At 38.2% G+C, this 16,009-nt stretch carries 12 protein-coding genes and 1 tRNA gene; 1 reads left to right on the top strand and 12 read right to left on the bottom strand.

Going from position 1 to position 16,009, the window contains the following annotated elements; all coding sequences use genetic code 11:
• Positions 1-34: 34 nt before the first annotated feature.
• On the bottom strand, positions 35-1,648 hold the full coding sequence (locus HMPREF2963_RS05775; RefSeq protein WP_070669191.1) for a M20/M25/M40 family metallo-hydrolase: 1,614 nt from the start codon (positions 1,646-1,648) through the stop codon (positions 35-37).
• Between the two features lie 177 nt (positions 1,649-1,825).
• On the opposite strand from HMPREF2963_RS05775, the gene HMPREF2963_RS05770 reads away from it, so the two are divergent.
• Positions 1,826-3,274: an alpha-amylase gene (locus tag HMPREF2963_RS05770; protein WP_070669190.1), complete on the top strand. Its 1,449-nt coding sequence runs from the start codon at positions 1,826-1,828 to the stop codon at positions 3,272-3,274.
• 388 nt (positions 3,275-3,662) lie between these two features.
• Here the strand turns inward: HMPREF2963_RS05770 and HMPREF2963_RS05765 are convergent, their stop codons facing one another.
• From HMPREF2963_RS05765 to HMPREF2963_RS05715, 11 genes are all read right to left on the bottom strand, one after another.
• Positions 3,663-5,009 (bottom strand): sensor histidine kinase, encoded by a 1,347-nt coding sequence (locus HMPREF2963_RS05765; protein WP_003068918.1) that lies wholly within the window; start codon positions 5,007-5,009, stop codon positions 3,663-3,665.
• Positions 4,999-5,673 (bottom strand): response regulator transcription factor, encoded by a 675-nt coding sequence (locus HMPREF2963_RS05760; RefSeq protein ID WP_003068917.1) that lies wholly within the window; start codon positions 5,671-5,673, stop codon positions 4,999-5,001. Before HMPREF2963_RS05760 ends, HMPREF2963_RS05765 begins: the two co-directional genes overlap by 11 nt.
• A 264-nt stretch (positions 5,674-5,937) precedes the next feature.
• A complete protein-coding gene (locus tag HMPREF2963_RS05755) occupies positions 5,938-6,381 on the bottom strand; it encodes a hypothetical protein (protein WP_070669189.1) in 444 nt (147 codons plus the stop codon).
• A 327-nt stretch (positions 6,382-6,708) separates the two neighbouring features.
• Positions 6,709-7,467: an alpha/beta hydrolase gene (locus HMPREF2963_RS05750; RefSeq protein WP_070669188.1), complete on the bottom strand. Its 759-nt coding sequence runs from the start codon at positions 7,465-7,467 to the stop codon at positions 6,709-6,711.
• Between the two features lie 133 nt (positions 7,468-7,600).
• Positions 7,601-7,672 (bottom strand) — tRNA-Arg (locus HMPREF2963_RS05745).
• 39 nt (positions 7,673-7,711) lie between these two features.
• Positions 7,712-8,059, bottom strand: a complete 348-nt coding sequence (gene rplS, locus HMPREF2963_RS05740; protein WP_003024326.1) for a 50S ribosomal protein L19 — start codon at positions 8,057-8,059, stop codon at positions 7,712-7,714.
• Between the two features lie 151 nt (positions 8,060-8,210).
• Entirely contained in the window at positions 8,211-9,170 is a 960-nt protein-coding gene (locus tag HMPREF2963_RS05735; RefSeq protein WP_048800108.1) for an ROK family glucokinase, read from the bottom strand.
• Positions 9,171-9,265: 95 nt separating this feature from the next.
• Positions 9,266-12,445: a carbamoyl-phosphate synthase large subunit gene (carB, locus tag HMPREF2963_RS05730; protein WP_070669186.1), complete on the bottom strand. Its 3,180-nt coding sequence runs from the start codon at positions 12,443-12,445 to the stop codon at positions 9,266-9,268.
• A 179-nt stretch (positions 12,446-12,624) separates the two neighbouring features.
• A complete protein-coding gene (locus tag HMPREF2963_RS05725; protein WP_006269370.1) occupies positions 12,625-13,713 on the bottom strand; it encodes a carbamoyl phosphate synthase small subunit in 1,089 nt (362 codons plus the stop codon).
• 38 nt (positions 13,714-13,751) lie between these two features.
• Positions 13,752-14,675, bottom strand: a complete 924-nt coding sequence (locus HMPREF2963_RS05720; protein WP_070669185.1) for an aspartate carbamoyltransferase catalytic subunit — start codon at positions 14,673-14,675, stop codon at positions 13,752-13,754.
• 61 nt (positions 14,676-14,736) lie between these two features.
• On the bottom strand, positions 14,737-16,005 hold the full coding sequence (locus HMPREF2963_RS05715; protein ID WP_037596932.1) for a uracil-xanthine permease family protein: 1,269 nt from the start codon (positions 16,003-16,005) through the stop codon (positions 14,737-14,739).
• Between the last annotated feature and the right edge of the window lie 4 nt (positions 16,006-16,009).

Below are 16,009 nucleotides of genomic sequence, written 5' to 3'. Positions count from 1 at the left end.
TATCCCTAACTAAACTGAATATAGCTCTCTTGTTTTATTTTTTAATGCTGTCAATGTGTTCTAACAAATATAACAGAAATTGAGGAATCGTCTTCAACATATCCTTTTCATAGACGCGTTCTGTTAACTGATGCAAATCCTTTCCCCAAGGACCCAGATTGATTCCAGGAACATTGATATCCTGAATTTTATCGAAATCAATCGGATATAAATTTTCAGGGACAGCCATACTATCGATAATTTTCTGATATTCTTCAACAGATTTTTCTAAAGCACAGTAACTAACATCGCAAATTCCCATAAAGAACTCTTCTACTGTTAGACGAGCAGCCGCCGTATCAGCTAAGTATCTACTATAAAGTGCAATGAGTTTTTCAATATCAACCACACTATTTTTCAGATGCCGGCAATTCATAGAAGGATAATAAGGTGGTGCAATGGTCAGCACCACAAATGCTTCCTTTTTATCATAGAAATCTAACACCTTTTGAACAGTTTCAATGGTTATTTCTTGATAGCTTAAGCCCGCTTGAAATGCTTTATGAGCAGATCGGGTTACCTTGTGCATAAATTCTTCAAATCCAGACTTCTTTTGACATAACTGGATTAACTCATCATAAGTCAGTACACGAGGTTTTGTGACTTTTTTATACTCTTTATAAACCACCTGCAAAGTCTGATAACGCTCATAAAATTCATCAACAGCTTCTTGACAAAGATGTTGAATTGTCATCATCAGCTCTTTCGGACTTTTATCTAAATAAAGAACGTTAAAATAGCCCGCTGCCCTGAGAACAGTTGATACATCATAATTTTCCTTCAAATCACGCATATAAGACCATGAGGGCAAAGGAGCCCGCTCTTCATCAATCAAATCCGATAAGAGAGGATTAAGATCAATTTTTTCTACTACTTTTGCTAGAAGCGAAACAGCATTGATCCCCTTGAGAGGCTCTTTCATGTGGGAAAGAATACCCTGCGTAACCACGACAGGCATCATTTTCCCAACTGTTCCAACATGCAGCACTTTTTCCTGAGCTGAATTGCTTTCAAATGGTTCTGAATCAATAGCCAAGATATAATTTAAATGAAATTTCTTCTTCAAATCAGAAAGCAAACCTACTGCAGCTCGCATTCCTTGAGAATAGGATTCCTCATCTCCAACCGATAAATAAAGAAGATTCACTTTCCCTTCTGCTTTGCTCGCATATTCTGCGACTACTCCCAATTGCAAAGCCAATGCAGCTTTCATATCACATGATCCACGACCAAATTGCCATTCGTTAGAAATTATATCTTCTAACACATCCTGACCCAGTGCAGAACTTGCTAAAGCCTTTTTCAAAGCCATATTATCAAAGGCAATTTCCTTTAAATTGCCAAAATCCTCAATATCAACTGTATCATGGTGATGAAACAAAATCACTGTATCTGCACAATGACGTTTTACTAAAGCCCAATTCACGCTGCGATGAAAAAAATCATTCGGAATCTGATATGTGCCAAAGTAATCCGAATGCTCCTGAAAATACGGCAGACTGCCAATATATTGATTGAGAAAATTTTCAATATTTCTTTCCAAATCCGTATGCGTAAAACTTTCAATCACCATGCTCTTGTCAAAAATATCTTGAATCCTATTTTTCATCAATGGCTCCTTCAACTTTTTAATAAAAATAGCTCACTAGCTTTATTATATACCTTCAAAATAACAGTTTCAATCCATTTTATCGTTTCTGATTCTATAAAATTTACGCAAACGTTTGCGTCAAAAGAGTTATTTTGATAAAATAATAGCCATCAAGATAAGAAAGAAGTATCTCGTATGGAAAATCAAACATTGATGCAATATTTTGAATGGTATCTACCAAATGACGGACAACATTGGAATCGCTTAGCAAAAGATGCCCCACATCTAGCTTCTAAAGGGATTCGCAAGGTTTGGATGCCACCAGCTTTTAAAGCTACTAGTTCCAACGATGTTGGTTACGGTATCTATGACCTATTTGATTTAGGCGAGTTTGACCAAAAAGGAACGATTCGAACAAAGTACGGCTTAAAAGAAGAATATTTGAAAGCTATTAAGTCGCTCAAAGAAAATGGAATCGAGCCTATTGCAGATATCGTTTTAAATCACAAAGCAGCAGCAGATTACAAAGAGCGATTTACTGTTATTGAAGTTGACCCAAACGATCGTACAGTTGCACTCTCTGAACCTTTTGAAATTAAAGGTTGGACTAAATTCACGTTCCCAGGTCGCCACAAAAAATACAATGATTTTGAGTGGCATTGGTATCACTTTACTGGGACTGATTATGATGCTCAACGGAATAAATCAGGGATTTATCTCATTCAAGGAGACAACAAAGGGTGGGCAGATGATGACTTAGTTGATAACGAAAATGGCAATTTTGATTATCTCATGTATGCTGACCTTGATTTTAAGCACCCAGAAGTCATTCAAAACCTTTATGATTGGGCAGATTGGTTTATCGAAACGACTGGCATTCATGGCTTTAGGTTAGACGCTATTAAGCATATCGACTCTTTCTTTATGAGAAATTTTATCCGTGATATTATGGCGAAGTATGGAGAAGATTTCTATGTCTTTGGAGAGTTTTGGAATGGTGATGAAACTGCAAATAACGATTATTTAGGAAGCATTGACTATCGTTTTGATTTAGTTGATGTCAAGCTTCATCATAATCTATTTGATGCTAGTCGCGCTGGAGTGGACTATGATTTGAGAAATATTTTTGAACAAACACTCGTCAAAAATCATCCTGAATCGGCTGTTACTTTTGTCGATAATCACGACACACAACGTGGACAAGCGCTGGAATCAACTGTTGAAGAATGGTTTAAGCCTGCTGCTTATGCTCTCATTTTATTGCGTAAAGCAGGTCTACCTTGCGTTTTCTATGGAGACTACTATGGTATCAACGGCGAATTCGCTCAAGCCAGCTTCCAAACAGTTCTTGATAAATTATTAGATGTTCGTCTCAACTTAGCCTATGGCGAACAGACGGATTATTTTGACGACGAGCATTGCATTGCTTGGACCCGTTCAGGCAAAGACAATGGACAGCCAATTGCTGTTATTTTGACAAATGATCAAGCTAATTCAAAACGCATGTATATTGGTGAAAATTGGGCTGGTAAGGAGTTTAAAGATTACTTAGGAAACAATTCTTCAGCCGTGATAATCGAGGAAGACGGCTGGGCAGATTTCCCAGTTGCAGAAAAATCAGTTAGCGTCTGGTCTGCGCAGTAAAATAAGGAACACAGAGAGAGCTAAACCCAAATTCGCTCTCTCTGTCGATTGGGGCGACGAAGCAAACAGAAAGTTGAGACCCCCGTCCGCCCGGCTGACAGCATAAACTAAAACTTAGGTGGCTCGTCCGCCCAGTCGACAGAATAAACCGAAACTTAGACAACTCGTCTGCCGGGCTGACGGAATAAACTGAAATTTACTTGCTTCGTCCGCCAGGCATATGAAAACAAGAAAGAACGATGTTGACATTCTCATTCAACTATGCTTTTAAACAAGAAAAAAACACGACCAAATCAAGATTAGCTAACAACTCGTCTTGACCTGGTCGTGTTTTATTATCATCTTTCGGAATAACTTTCTTTACAGGCACACTGAAAGTATCCTAAATCTATTTTTTCTTTTTATTATCCGTTCGAATCGCAATCTTCACCTCAAAAATAGTTCCTTTAGGCTTATTGTCTTTCACTGCAATGGTTCCTTTAAGAGCTTCTGTGATTTGCTTTGCAAGCGACAACCCTAAACCAAAACCACCTGTCTGCCGAGTCCGTGCTTTATCAACACGATAAAAACGATCAAAAATCTTTTTCTTATCTGCCGTACTAATCCCCGGACCATTATCCGAAACCTTCAAAAACAAATTTCGATCATTTGCAGAGATTGTCAATTCAATCACACCATCTTCATCTGTATATTTCAGGGCATTATCAAACAAGATAGTCATCAATTGCTTCAGTAAGGTTTTATCCGTTTTAATTACGCGGTGAATCCTATTGTCAAATCGGAAAATTTTCCCATTCTCTGCGGCAACCATTTCATAGTTGGTGAAAGTTGTATTAAAGAAATTTGGCTCGACATCGCCAATTTCTGGTTTAATCCCGTCGTCACGCCGTGCTAGATTGAGTAAATTTGTCGTCAACATTTTCATATTCCGCACTTCATCCAAACTAGAAGCAATGCTTTCACTGGCTTCCATAATAGTAGCTTCTGGCTTTCTAAATAAAGTCTCCAAACGATTTTGCAACACAGCTAGAGGTGTACGCAACTCATGACTAGCGTTTTCGACAAAACTTTTTTGCTTTTGAATGCTTTCTAAAAGAGGTTTAACACTGACCCGTGCAAGATAAACACTAGCAATCAAGGAAATTCCCCAGAAACTAATCATCACCACCACAATCAACTGTTCATGATTTTGACTAGTTTGTTCCAATTGACTGATATTGATAAAAACCGCTGCGTATTTGACATTGGTCTCCAAATTAGGCAGTTTTACCTCAAATAAAATCATTCGATAGGTTTCTTCTCGACCATAATTGCTTTTTACTTGAATCTGACGAATGTGGTCTAATTGCTTGCTATTAAAGGAAAGTTTATTGAACCCTAAGAAATTATTGCTTGTAATAATCGGCTTATAATTCTTATCAAATAAAATAACTTCTGTATTGGCACTAACATTTGGTTTATCTGTCAACTCTTTGTCAGCTGTTCCACTTTTAGGCTCTCCATTTTCTGACTTTTGATCTAGCCCTACTTTTCGAGCAAGTGCTAAATTAATCACAGAAGCCGAATCTTGACTCAAGCTTTTTAAATTGTTATCTACCGTTGTATAAAGGCTTGAGCGCATAACTTGAATGATAATCAAGGTCATAGCTGAGAAAATGAGAGTAAAAATACCAAAATTGCGAATGAAATAAGAAAAATCATCCGCATACCATGCTTTTTTTAGTTTATTCAGCATCTTTTAAAATATATCCGACGCTGCGAAGTGTTTGAAGATTATTCGCAAAGGTCGTCCCTTTCAATTTTTTCCGAATTTTTGAGACATAAACTTCTACAACTGAAATGGTTGTATCACTATCAAACCCCCATAAGCGATCGAAAATCTGCGTCTTCGGTAGAATAACATTTTGATTCTGCAAGAAATATACTAATAAATCAAATTCTTTTCCGAGTAACTCTACTTCATTTCCATCTACAAGTGTCGTGTTCGTTGACAAATTAATGGTTACATCGCCATAAGAAAGAGTATTTTCATTAAACTTGCCCGATCGTTTCAAAAGAGCTTGAATCCGCATTTTTAACTCTTCCAAATAAAATGGTTTGGTCAAATAATCGTCGGCTCCCAGCTCAAAGCCATGTCCTTTATCATTCAAACTCTCTTTAGCTGTCATAATCAATACCGGTGTTGTAACACCTTTTTCACGTAATCCCTTCAATACTTGAAAACCGTCTTTTTCCGGTAACATCAAATCAAGTAAGATAAGATCGTACACACCACTTTCAGCTTCGTACAATCCTTCCTCACCATCAAAAACTTGCATGACATCTGCAAAATCATCCAAAAAATCAAATACTGAGTTAGATAAACCAAGGTCATCTTCTACTAATAGAATCTTAATCATACGCTTTTCCTTCTAAAAATATGAGTTTAGGACAAATATCCCTCAATCAATAATTCGTTATGTACTAAACGGCGCAATAGCCGAGCATTTAAGCAGCATCCTGTTTCTTTCAGAATAGAATAAGAACTAAAAATTTTAAAATTCCACTTCTTCCCCATTCTCTTAATTATGAACCAAGCACTATTTTCACATTTTCATGTTAAAACTCAATCTACTGACTTTCTGCTATTCTGATTCTATTATAGCATGACTTTCTCTAAAATATTAAGAATTTGTTGTATTTGAGTCATTATTTTCTGTCGTACTACTATTCTTGTCTGATTTAGTCGAACCGTCAGCATTTGATGGAGCTTTTTTCTTTGAGTTATTATTATTTCCTGATCCATTTTGACTATTACTATTATCATTTTGGTCACCGTTTTGTTGGGAAGGTCTTCCATTGGGATCACCTTGGTTATTTCCACTTTGTCCACCCGGAGGTATTCCCGGGCCACCTTGGTTTCCTTGTTGGTTTTTTTGCGCCTGAGTTGTCGTACTTGTCTGTACTTTAGTTTGCTGATTAAGTGCATTTGTCGCCAATGAGCCAATACCTAGCCCACCAAGAAGACCGACAGCAAGTGATCCGCTTGCTACAACAGTCATCCACCATTTCGTACTTTTTTCCACTATGATCATCTTCTCTTTTCTACTTGTATTCTCTTGTTTCATTTTTGTCAAATTCCTTCTTTCTATTTTTAAGCATTCAGAGACTGTGTTACAAAGAACATTGCAATGATTCAGCTCTTCTTTATGATAAAGCGTATCAAATCAATATACTTAACTTTAAATTTTTATCTCCTCATGCTCTTTCTTTTGAATGTACCTATCATATCCACTTTTTCTTAAAAGTGACTGAATTTTTTCTTAAATAAACCTAAAACTAAAGAAAGAAAATAGTGAAACAATACAGAAATAATAGAAATAAAAAAACTAAATCCGATAAATACGAATTAGTTTAGAAACGATTTTATTGAACCTCGGTTAGAAAAGTGAAAACTATGTCTCTTTTTTGTCAAAAAGCCGGTTAGTATCTATTTTATCTCTAAGTAATGCTGCTATTTCTTTTGGTTTTTCTGTATATAAGGAATGACCACAGCCAGACACTTCTAGAATGTCTATAAAATCCGGAATATTTTTCAAAGCATTCTGTTTCCTGATAGGCGTACTTTGATTTACTCTTGGAATAAACAATATCACATTTCTATTCTGTAAAAGAGATAGTTTCCCCGTAGTTTGTCGTCTAATAGTTAACAAACGAGTGAGTAGTATTTCAGACAAGTTCAAATGCCAATACCTTTGGACCTCGTCAAATACAAAACTTTTTTTAACTGCTCTCTCTATATTTTCAGACCACACAGTGGCATTTTGCTTTTCTGCCATAATAGCTTCTTCTAAATTTCTATAAGTATTCGTTTGAAGATAATTCAAAGCATCTTCTATTTCTACATTTAAAGGGCAAATCTTGTCCATATCAATATATCCACCATCTAGTAAGACGAGATGCATAATATTATCATAAACACTTGTTAGATAAACTGCTAAATCTGCTCCCAAAGAGTGGGCAATTAACAGAATATCATCTTCCATATCAACTTGTGCTACAAACCAGTCTTTCAAAGCCTGTAATGAAGTTAATCGTTCTTTCAACTTAGAATCATACATATCCAGATAAACAACTGGAAAATGCAAAGAGTCGAAAAAGTCTTGAGGATAGAAACGATTACACCCTAAACCACCAATAAAATAAGCTTTCATATTTTCCTCCTTTCTCTCACTGCTATAGAAACAAAACTTACTTTAGCTTTTATTTGTTTCGCTTTCAAAATATACAAATTTGGCCAAACATAACAAAAGCTCTTTAGTAACAAGAGCTTTCAGCATATTACGATGTCCCCTGCCGGAATCGAACCAGCAACTACTCCTTAGGAGGGAGTTGTTATATCCATTGAACTAAGGGGACTAGAGAAAAACTCTGCCGACAGACAGAGTTATTTCTACATTAACGGCGAATTTCTTTAATACGCGCAGCTTTACCTTGTAATGCACGAAGGTAATACAATTTCGCACGACGTACTTTACCGTAACGCACTACTTCAATCTTTTCAACACGTGGTGTGTGAAGTGGGAAGATACGTTCAACACCTACACCGTTAGAGATTTTACGAACAGTATAGTTTTCTGAAATACCTGCACCCTTACGAGCGATAACCACACCCTCGAAAATTTGGATACGTTCGCGGTTTCCTTCGACAACTTTCGCATGAACACGAACAGTATCACCAGGACGGAATGCAGGAATATCAGTACGAAGTTGACCTTCAGTCAAACTTTGGATTAATGGATTCATTTTTCTTCTCCTATCTTACTAATCTTACAGTTCAAGACCACAGCGGATTAGTCGTTTTCTAGTGCTTCCATTACACACTAACTAATATCATAACAAATTTTGTAATAATTGTAAATGCCTTATTTGGATTATTTTTTCCATTTTAGTAGAATTATTGAAGAACCAATGAAGCTGCTCCAATGACACCTGCATCATTTCCAAGCGTTGCAAGTGCCAGTTTTGTCGAAGTACGCACTTGTGGGAAAGAATTTTCTTCATAAACCTTACGAACACCATCTAGTAAAAATTCTCCTGCAGCAGAGACACCACCACCAATAACAATCGTTGATGGATTTAAGATTGATCCAATGTTTGCACAGGCAATACCAAGGTAACGAGAAAAATTTCGATAAACAATGAGAGCTAATTCGTCTCCAGATTTAGCTAAGTCAAAGACTATTTTTGCATTAACATCTTCGCCGTTATCAATCAGTTTTTTTAGCTCTGCATCACCAGCATATTCATCAGCGTAGCGACGCGTTAAATTAACAATACCTGTTGCAGAAGCTACTGTTTCTAAACAACCTTTCTTGCCACAAGTACAAAGGATTGGTTGATCAAAATCAACTGTAATATGGCCCAATTCTCCTCCTGCTCCAGCTACACCATGCAGTAGTTTACCTTCCGCGACAATACCACCACCGACACCTGTTCCAAGAGTCATAAACACAACATCAGGCTGATTTTCACCAGCACCTTTCCAACGTTCGCCAAGAGCAGCTACATTTGCGTCATTATCAATAAAGAAAGGAATACCAGTTGCTTTCTCAATCTTTTCTTTTACAGGTTGTAAAGTTTTCCAATTGAGATTATAAGCCCCAATAACCGTTCCTTTTTCACGATCCACAACACCAGGTGAACCCATGCCAATTCCAATGAAATCTTCTGCCCCAAGTCCCAATAGTCGCAAGCGATGATTGATAGATTCAATCATATCATCAACAATATGACTACCTTCATCTAAAATATTTGTCTTAATAGACCATTTTTCTTGAACTTCTCCCTCTCGGGTTAGAATTGCAAACTTAACAGATGTGCCACCTAGGTCAATCCCAATGATTTTTTTAGACATACTACTCTCCTCTAATAACTATTTTCATTTTCATTATAACAGATTTTTCAAGAATTGAAAAGGTTTGCATAAAACTTAATATATCTTAACCCAGTCTAAATCGCTTCTGTCATGAAGCTACGGCTTTCTAAAACTTGAAGCATGGCATTGGCTGTATCAAGCGCAGTAAAAAGTGGGATTCCATGTTCAATGGCAGAATGACGAATAGCCTGGCCATGTTCATCTGCCGTTCGCTTTGTTCCGACCGTATTGATAATTGCCTGAACCTTGCCTTTGCAAATAAAGGCTGGAATATCATTATGATCATCTGTACCAATTTTTTCAACTAATTGCGCTTGAATACCATTTTCTTTAAAGAATTTAGCGGTACCTTCCGTGGCTAAAATACTGTAACCAATATTTGAGAAACGACGTGCTAACGCCAATGCTTCTTCTTTAGTATCATCAGCAATGGTAAAAATGACATTACCAAAAGCAGGAAGGTGGAAATAAGATGCTTCAAAAGCTTTATAAAGCGCTTTTTCAAGAGTTGAATCAGTCCCCATGACTTCGCCTGTAGATTTCATCTCAGGTCCTAAAAGACTGTCAACCTTAGCTAATTTGGTGAAGGAAAAGACTGGAGCTTTAACATGAACAGTTTGACTTTCTGGATAAAGGCCATCCTTATAGCCAAGCTCAGTCAGACTGCTTCCTAAAATCAATTTAGTAGCAATTTGTGCCATTGGTATATCTGTCACTTTAGATAAAAACGGTACTGTTCGACTGGCACGCGGATTAACTTCAATAACATAAACGGTTTCGTCTTTGATGACAAACTGAATATTCATTATCCCGATACAGTTTAGTCCGATAGCCAAGCGTTTTGTATAATCTGCAATGGTTGCCTGAACTTCTTTTGAAAGAGTTTGCGGTGGATAGACAGCCATAGAATCTCCTGAGTGGACACCGGCACGCTCAATATGTTCCATAATGCCGGGAATAAGAACGTCCTTACCGTCAGAAATGGCATCTACCTCACATTCACTGCCGACTAAATAAGAATCAACCAATACAGGATGATCCGGACTGGCCTTTACAGCTGTTCGCATGTAAGAGCGTAAATCGTTTTCATTTTCAACAATTTCCATAGCACGTCCCCCAAGAACGTAAGATGGACGAACAAGCACTGGAAAACCAATTTTACGAGCCGAAGCGACCGCTTCTTCTTCATTTGTTGCTGTTTGTCCCGGCGGTTGAGGAATATTTAAATCCTTTAAAACCTGCTCGAAAAGATCACGGTCTTCTGCACGGTCAAGATCAGCTACTTGCGTACCCAGAATTGTCACACCAGCATGCGATAATGGTTCTGCCAAATTGATAGCTGTTTGTCCGCCAAACTGAACAATGACACCTTTAGGTTGCTCCAACTCAATTACATTCATAACATCTTCAAAAGTTAGCGGTTCAAAATAAAGTTTATCAGAAACTGAAAAATCTGTTGAAACGGTCTCAGGATTGGAATTCATGATAATAGCTTCATAACCTGCGTTTTGAATGGCTTTGACAGAATGAACTGTCGCATAATCAAATTCAACTCCCTGTCCGATACGAATCGGACCTGAACCCAAAACAATGACGGATTCTTTTCCTGATTTGATGGACTCATTTTCCCATTCGTAAGTCGAGTAGAAATACGGTGTTGCAGATTCAAATTCAGCCGCACAAGTATCAACCATCTTATAAACCGGAATTATCTTGTTGTCAAGACGAAGCTTGCGAACAGCATCTGCTGTCATCTGCCAGATATCAGCAATTTTTCGATCAGCAAAACCATTGTGCTTAGCTTCTTTGAGAATAGCAATATCACCAACCTTGGCTGCTAATTCTGTTTCAATTTCAAAGATATGCAAGAGCTTATCAAGAAAGAAAAGATCAATTTTTGTTAAATCCGACAGTTCCTCAATGGAATATCCACGACGAATGGCTTCAGAAAGATAGAAAAGACGGTCATCTTGTGCTTTGACAATTTTTGCAACCAAATCATCATCACTGACATCAGCAAGTTCAGCCATTTCATTATGATAAACACCAATTTCCAGTGAACGGCAAGCTTTGAGAAGACTTTCTTCAATATTACGCCCAATAGCCATGACTTCACCAGTCGCCTTCATCTGTGTTCCAAGACGACGTTCACCATGTTCAAATTTATCAAATGGAAAACGTGGAATCTTAGCCACTACATAGTCCAAAGCTGGTTCAAACATGGCATAAGTTGTCCCCGTAACTGGATTAATCATCTCATCCAGAGTTAAACCAACAGCGATTTTTGCAGCTAATTTAGCGATAGGGTAGCCAGTTGCTTTAGAAGCTAGAGCTGATGAACGTGAGACACGTGGATTAACCTCAATGACATAGTATTTAAAGCTATGCGGATCCAGAGCCAGCTGTACATTACAACCACCTTCAATCTTAAGGGCACGAATAATTTTTAAACTAGCATCACGCAGCATTTGATTTTCGATATCTGAAAGTGTCTGCGTTGGCGCAAAAACGATAGAATCCCCTGTATGAATACCAACTGGATCAAAATTTTCCATGTTACAGACAACTAGAGCATTATCTGCACTGTCTCTCATAACTTCATATTCGATTTCCTTAAAGCCAGCAATAGAACGCTCAATCAGACATTGCGTTACAGGTGACAGTTTGAGACCATTTTCAGCAATTTCACGAAGTTCTTTCTCATCTGCACACATACCGCCGCCTGTGCCGCCAAGCGTAAATGCCGGACGAACAATGACTGGATAGCCAATCTTAGCAGCAAATGCAACAGCTTCGTCAACGCTATTAACAATATCAGATTCTGGAATGGGCTGTTCTAAATCTTCCATCAATTGCTTGAAAAGATCGCGATCTTCGGCCTGATCAATAGCAGACAGCTTGGTTCCTAAAAGTTCAACTCCTAACTCATCTAGAATACCCTCTTTAGATAATTCCATCGCCATATTGAGCCCCGTCTGTCCACCAAGAGTTGGCAGTATGGCATCGGGACGTTCTTTTCTTAAAATTCGGGTTACAAATTCAATAGTAATCGGTTCAATATAGACCTTATCTGCAATTTCTTTATCTGTCATGATTGTTGCTGGGTTTGAATTGACCAGAACGACACTATAACCTTCTTCTTTTAAAGCAAGACAGGCTTGGGTTCCTGCATAATCAAATTCAGCAGCCTGTCCAATGATAATGGGACCAGAGCCAATCACCATAATTTTTTTAATATCTGTACGTTTAGGCATTTATAAGATATTAAGGGCGTTAAGCGGATATAGCAAAAATAGGAAACTAGCCGACGACGCTCGCGTCTAGGATGTACTTATCTTTTTTGCAAAGTCCGCATCCCGTATTCGGTTAAGCAAATACGAGAACTTGCCCTTCTCCTTTCTCTATTTGTCAACTTTCAGTATAACATCGAGTGTCACTTACCACTTTGTTTCAATTGAAAGGCAGCAATCATGTCCATAAATTCATCAAAGAGATAGCTGGCATCATGTGGACCTGGTGCAGCATCAGGGTGAAATTGTACTGAAAAAGCAGGGAAAAAGCGATGCCGTACCCCTTCAATAGACTTGTCATTAATCTCCTCATGCGTAACCATCAACTCGTTTGGAAAATTCTCCCTACTAACAGCATAACCATGATTTTGACTGGTAAAATCAATCCGCCCTGTCGCAATCTCTCTGACAGCATGATTAAAACCACGATGACCGAATTTCATTTTATAGGTTTGAGCGCCATTTGCTTTACTAAAAAGTTGATGTCCCATACAGATACCAAAAAGAGGAATTTTTCCTTGAATCCCTCGAATCATTTCTAGCACTTGCGGTACATCATCTGGATTACCTGGACCGTTGGATAACATGACACCGTCAGGGTGAAGGTGAAGAATATCTGCTGCACTTGTATCATAGGGAACAACTGTCACATTACAATTGCGTGCCGCCAATTCACGAAGAATCGAATGTTTCAATCCAAAATCAACTAACACAATACTAGGACCTGAACCCGGTGCTGGATACGATGTTTTCGTTGAAACTTGTTTGATATTATCAGTCGGCAAAACAGTAGCCTTCAACTGATCTTGAAGATGCACCATTTGGTCGCCAACATTAGCCAATGTTGCCTTCATCGTCCCATGTTGCCGAATGATTTTCGTCAATGCCCGCGTATCAATACTAGCAATTCCTGGAATTTTCTTGACCTTTAAAAACTCGTCTAGGGTCATCTGATTGCGCCAATTGCTTGCCCTTCGTGCCCACTCATAAACAACCACCCCTTTACAAGTAGGAGTGATCGATTCGTAGTCATCACGGTTAATTCCATAATTTCCGATTAACGGGTAGGTAAAGGTCAAAATTTGCCCATTGTATGATTGATCTGTAATAGATTCTTGATAACCGGTCATACCTGTATTAAAGACGATTTCTCCGGTCACATCCATATCAGCCCCGAATGCCTCTCCTTCAAATACTGTCCCATCTTCCAGAATTAACAAGCGTTTTTCCATTTTCCCCTCCGTTTGTTCTTACAGCAATACCTTAGTGTCTATTGCTCTTTTCGTCCATTTAAAACAGACTCAATAATTGCCATACGGACAAATACACCATTTGTCATTTGCTCTACAATCCGCGATTTTGGAGCTTCTACCAGATGATCTGCAATTTCAACATCGCGATTGACTGGAGCTGGATGCATGATGATGGCTGTATCCTTCAGTCTGTCATATCGTTCCTGAGTTAAGCCGTGCAATCTATGATAATTTTCTTTTGAAAAGAGTGAATCGTCATCATGACGCTCGTGCTGCACGCGCAGAAGCATTAAGACATCCACTTGGTCAACGACTTCATCAAGTGTGACAAATTGCCCATAATCTGCAAATTCTTCACTTCTCCATACCTCTGGACCTGCAAAATAAAGTTCTGCACCCAGACGCTTCAAGATTTGCATATTTGACTTGGCCACGCGCGAGTGATCTAAGTCACCAGCAATTGCTACCTTCAAGCCATCAAAATGCCCAAATTCTTGGTAAATGGTCATCAAATCCAGCAAACTTTGACTTGGATGTTGACCAGAACCATCTCCACCATTGACAATTGCAGTTGTAATCGTTGGACTTTCAATCAATTCCTTGTAGTAATCCACTTCTGGATGCCGAATGACGCAAACATCTACTCCCAGAGCCGACATGGTTAATATCGTATCATACAAGGTTTCACCTTTATTGATGGAGCTCGTTTTTGAATCAAAATCAAGCAAATTACATCCCAGCTTCAATTCAGCCATTTCAAAAGCTTTGTGAGTTCGTGTAGATGGTTCAAAGAAAAGATTAGAAATAGTATGTCGTTCATCAAAATGAGCTTTCGCTCCATTTTTAAATTCAATTCCGCGTTTAATCAAACTCAATACTTCCTCATTCGTAAGAGTTTCCATTGATACAACATTTTTAAGAGCGATTTGATTGGATGACATGATGTGATTTCTCCTTTTATTAGATACGAGATATTTCTTTTAATAAAGTTAGGTGTCTAAACTAATTTTTAGGTTCCGGCAGAATAAGATAGAGCACAATTCCAAGAACTGTTGATAAAGCAACTCCCGAAATTTGCAGACCTGAAAGTTGAAGCGTTAAGCCGCCAATTCCTGCAACTAAAATTACACTGGCAATTAACAGGTTTTTCTTATTATCAAAGTCTGTTTGTTTTTCAATTAAAATTTTCAAACCACTAGAAGCGATGACTCCAAAGAGCGCAATAGAAATACCGCCTAGAACTGGAGTTGGAATAGATTGTAAGAGTGCCGATACTTTTCCGACAAAACTCATCACAATCGCAAGTACTGCTGCGCCTGCAATAACATAAACGCTATAGATTTTATTTAAAGCCATCACACCAATATTTTCACCATAACTAGTCACTGGTGGTGCACCAAAAATCCCAGCTATCACTTGTGCAAGACCGTCTCCAGCAAGAGTTTTATCCAATCCCGGGTCTTTAAAGAAATCTTTTTCGGTCAAACTATTCAGTACCATGACATGACCAAAATGCTCTGTCATAGTCACAAATGCAATTGGCGCCATTGTTAAAATTGCACTTGGATAGAATTTAACGCTATAGTCTAAGAAGGGAAGATGCATAGGTGGGACATGAAACCATGAAGCTTGAGAAACTTTTGTAAAGGAAATGATGTCTTCTCCTGTTACCGCTCCAAGAACGAGCGCAAAGACATATCCTACAATCAAGCCCAACAGCACTGGAATAATTCCTACAATCTTTTTACCATAAATATTGAAAAGAATGACTGCAAAGAGAGTAACAATCCCAATAATGAAATAAGTTAAATTATATTTACCATCTTTTAACATGACATCGTTTACCGCTGTGCTGGCCAGACTTAGTCCAATAACCATAATGATTGGTCCTACAACAACTGGCGGCAAAATTTTATCAATCCAAGCGTTTCCAGCAAATTTTACAGTGAGAGCGACAATGAAATAAACCAGACCACCAGTAATAGCTCCTTGAGCGACAGCAGCGATACCGTCTGTTTTCATCAACATTTGCATGGCTGCAATATAAGCAAAGCTAGAACCCATATAAGCTGGTACTTTGTATTTAGTAACTGTTAAATGCGCTAATGTTCCAAGACCACTTGAAAACAAGGCAACTGCTGGGTCAATTCCAACCAGAATTGGAACCAAAACCGTCGCTCCAAACATCGCAAACAAATGCTGAAATGACAATCCTACAAGTAGACCTGGCTTTGGCATATCATGAACATCGTATTTTACATTTTGACTCATTTTC

Origin of the sequence: Streptococcus sp. HMSC067A03, from assembly GCF_001814295.1 — a bacterium.
Classification (GTDB): Bacteria; Bacillota; Bacilli; order Lactobacillales; family Streptococcaceae; genus Streptococcus; species Streptococcus constellatus.
Note: the sequence above shows the minus strand (reverse complement) of the source record. Positions and strands in the feature narration are given on the sequence as shown.

Excerpts from the sequence above, each read along its gene's own strand:
- HMPREF2963_RS05775 (WP_070669191.1), bottom strand. The coding sequence starts at position 1,648 with ATGAAAAATAGGATTCAAGATATTTTTGACAAGAGCATGGTGATTGAA.
- HMPREF2963_RS05770 (WP_070669190.1), top strand. The coding sequence starts at position 1,826 with ATGGAAAATCAAACATTGATGCAATATTTTGAATGGTATCTACCAAAT.
- HMPREF2963_RS05765 (WP_003068918.1), bottom strand. The coding sequence starts at position 5,009 with ATGCTGAATAAACTAAAAAAAGCATGGTATGCGGATGATTTTTCTTAT.
- HMPREF2963_RS05760 (WP_003068917.1), bottom strand. The coding sequence starts at position 5,673 with ATGATTAAGATTCTATTAGTAGAAGATGACCTTGGTTTATCTAACTCA.
- HMPREF2963_RS05755 (WP_070669189.1), bottom strand. The coding sequence starts at position 6,381 with ATGAAACAAGAGAATACAAGTAGAAAAGAGAAGATGATCATAGTGGAA.
- HMPREF2963_RS05750 (WP_070669188.1), bottom strand. The coding sequence starts at position 7,467 with ATGAAAGCTTATTTTATTGGTGGTTTAGGGTGTAATCGTTTCTATCCT.
- rplS (WP_003024326.1), bottom strand. The coding sequence starts at position 8,059 with ATGAATCCATTAATCCAAAGTTTGACTGAAGGTCAACTTCGTACTGAT.
- HMPREF2963_RS05735 (WP_048800108.1), bottom strand. The coding sequence starts at position 9,170 with ATGTCTAAAAAAATCATTGGGATTGACCTAGGTGGCACATCTGTTAAG.
- carB (WP_070669186.1), bottom strand. The coding sequence starts at position 12,445 with ATGCCTAAACGTACAGATATTAAAAAAATTATGGTGATTGGCTCTGGT.
- HMPREF2963_RS05725 (WP_006269370.1), bottom strand. The coding sequence starts at position 13,713 with ATGGAAAAACGCTTGTTAATTCTGGAAGATGGGACAGTATTTGAAGGA.
- HMPREF2963_RS05720 (WP_070669185.1), bottom strand. The coding sequence starts at position 14,675 with ATGTCATCCAATCAAATCGCTCTTAAAAATGTTGTATCAATGGAAACT.
- HMPREF2963_RS05715 (WP_037596932.1), bottom strand. The coding sequence starts at position 16,005 with ATGAGTCAAAATGTAAAATACGATGTTCATGATATGCCAAAGCCAGGT.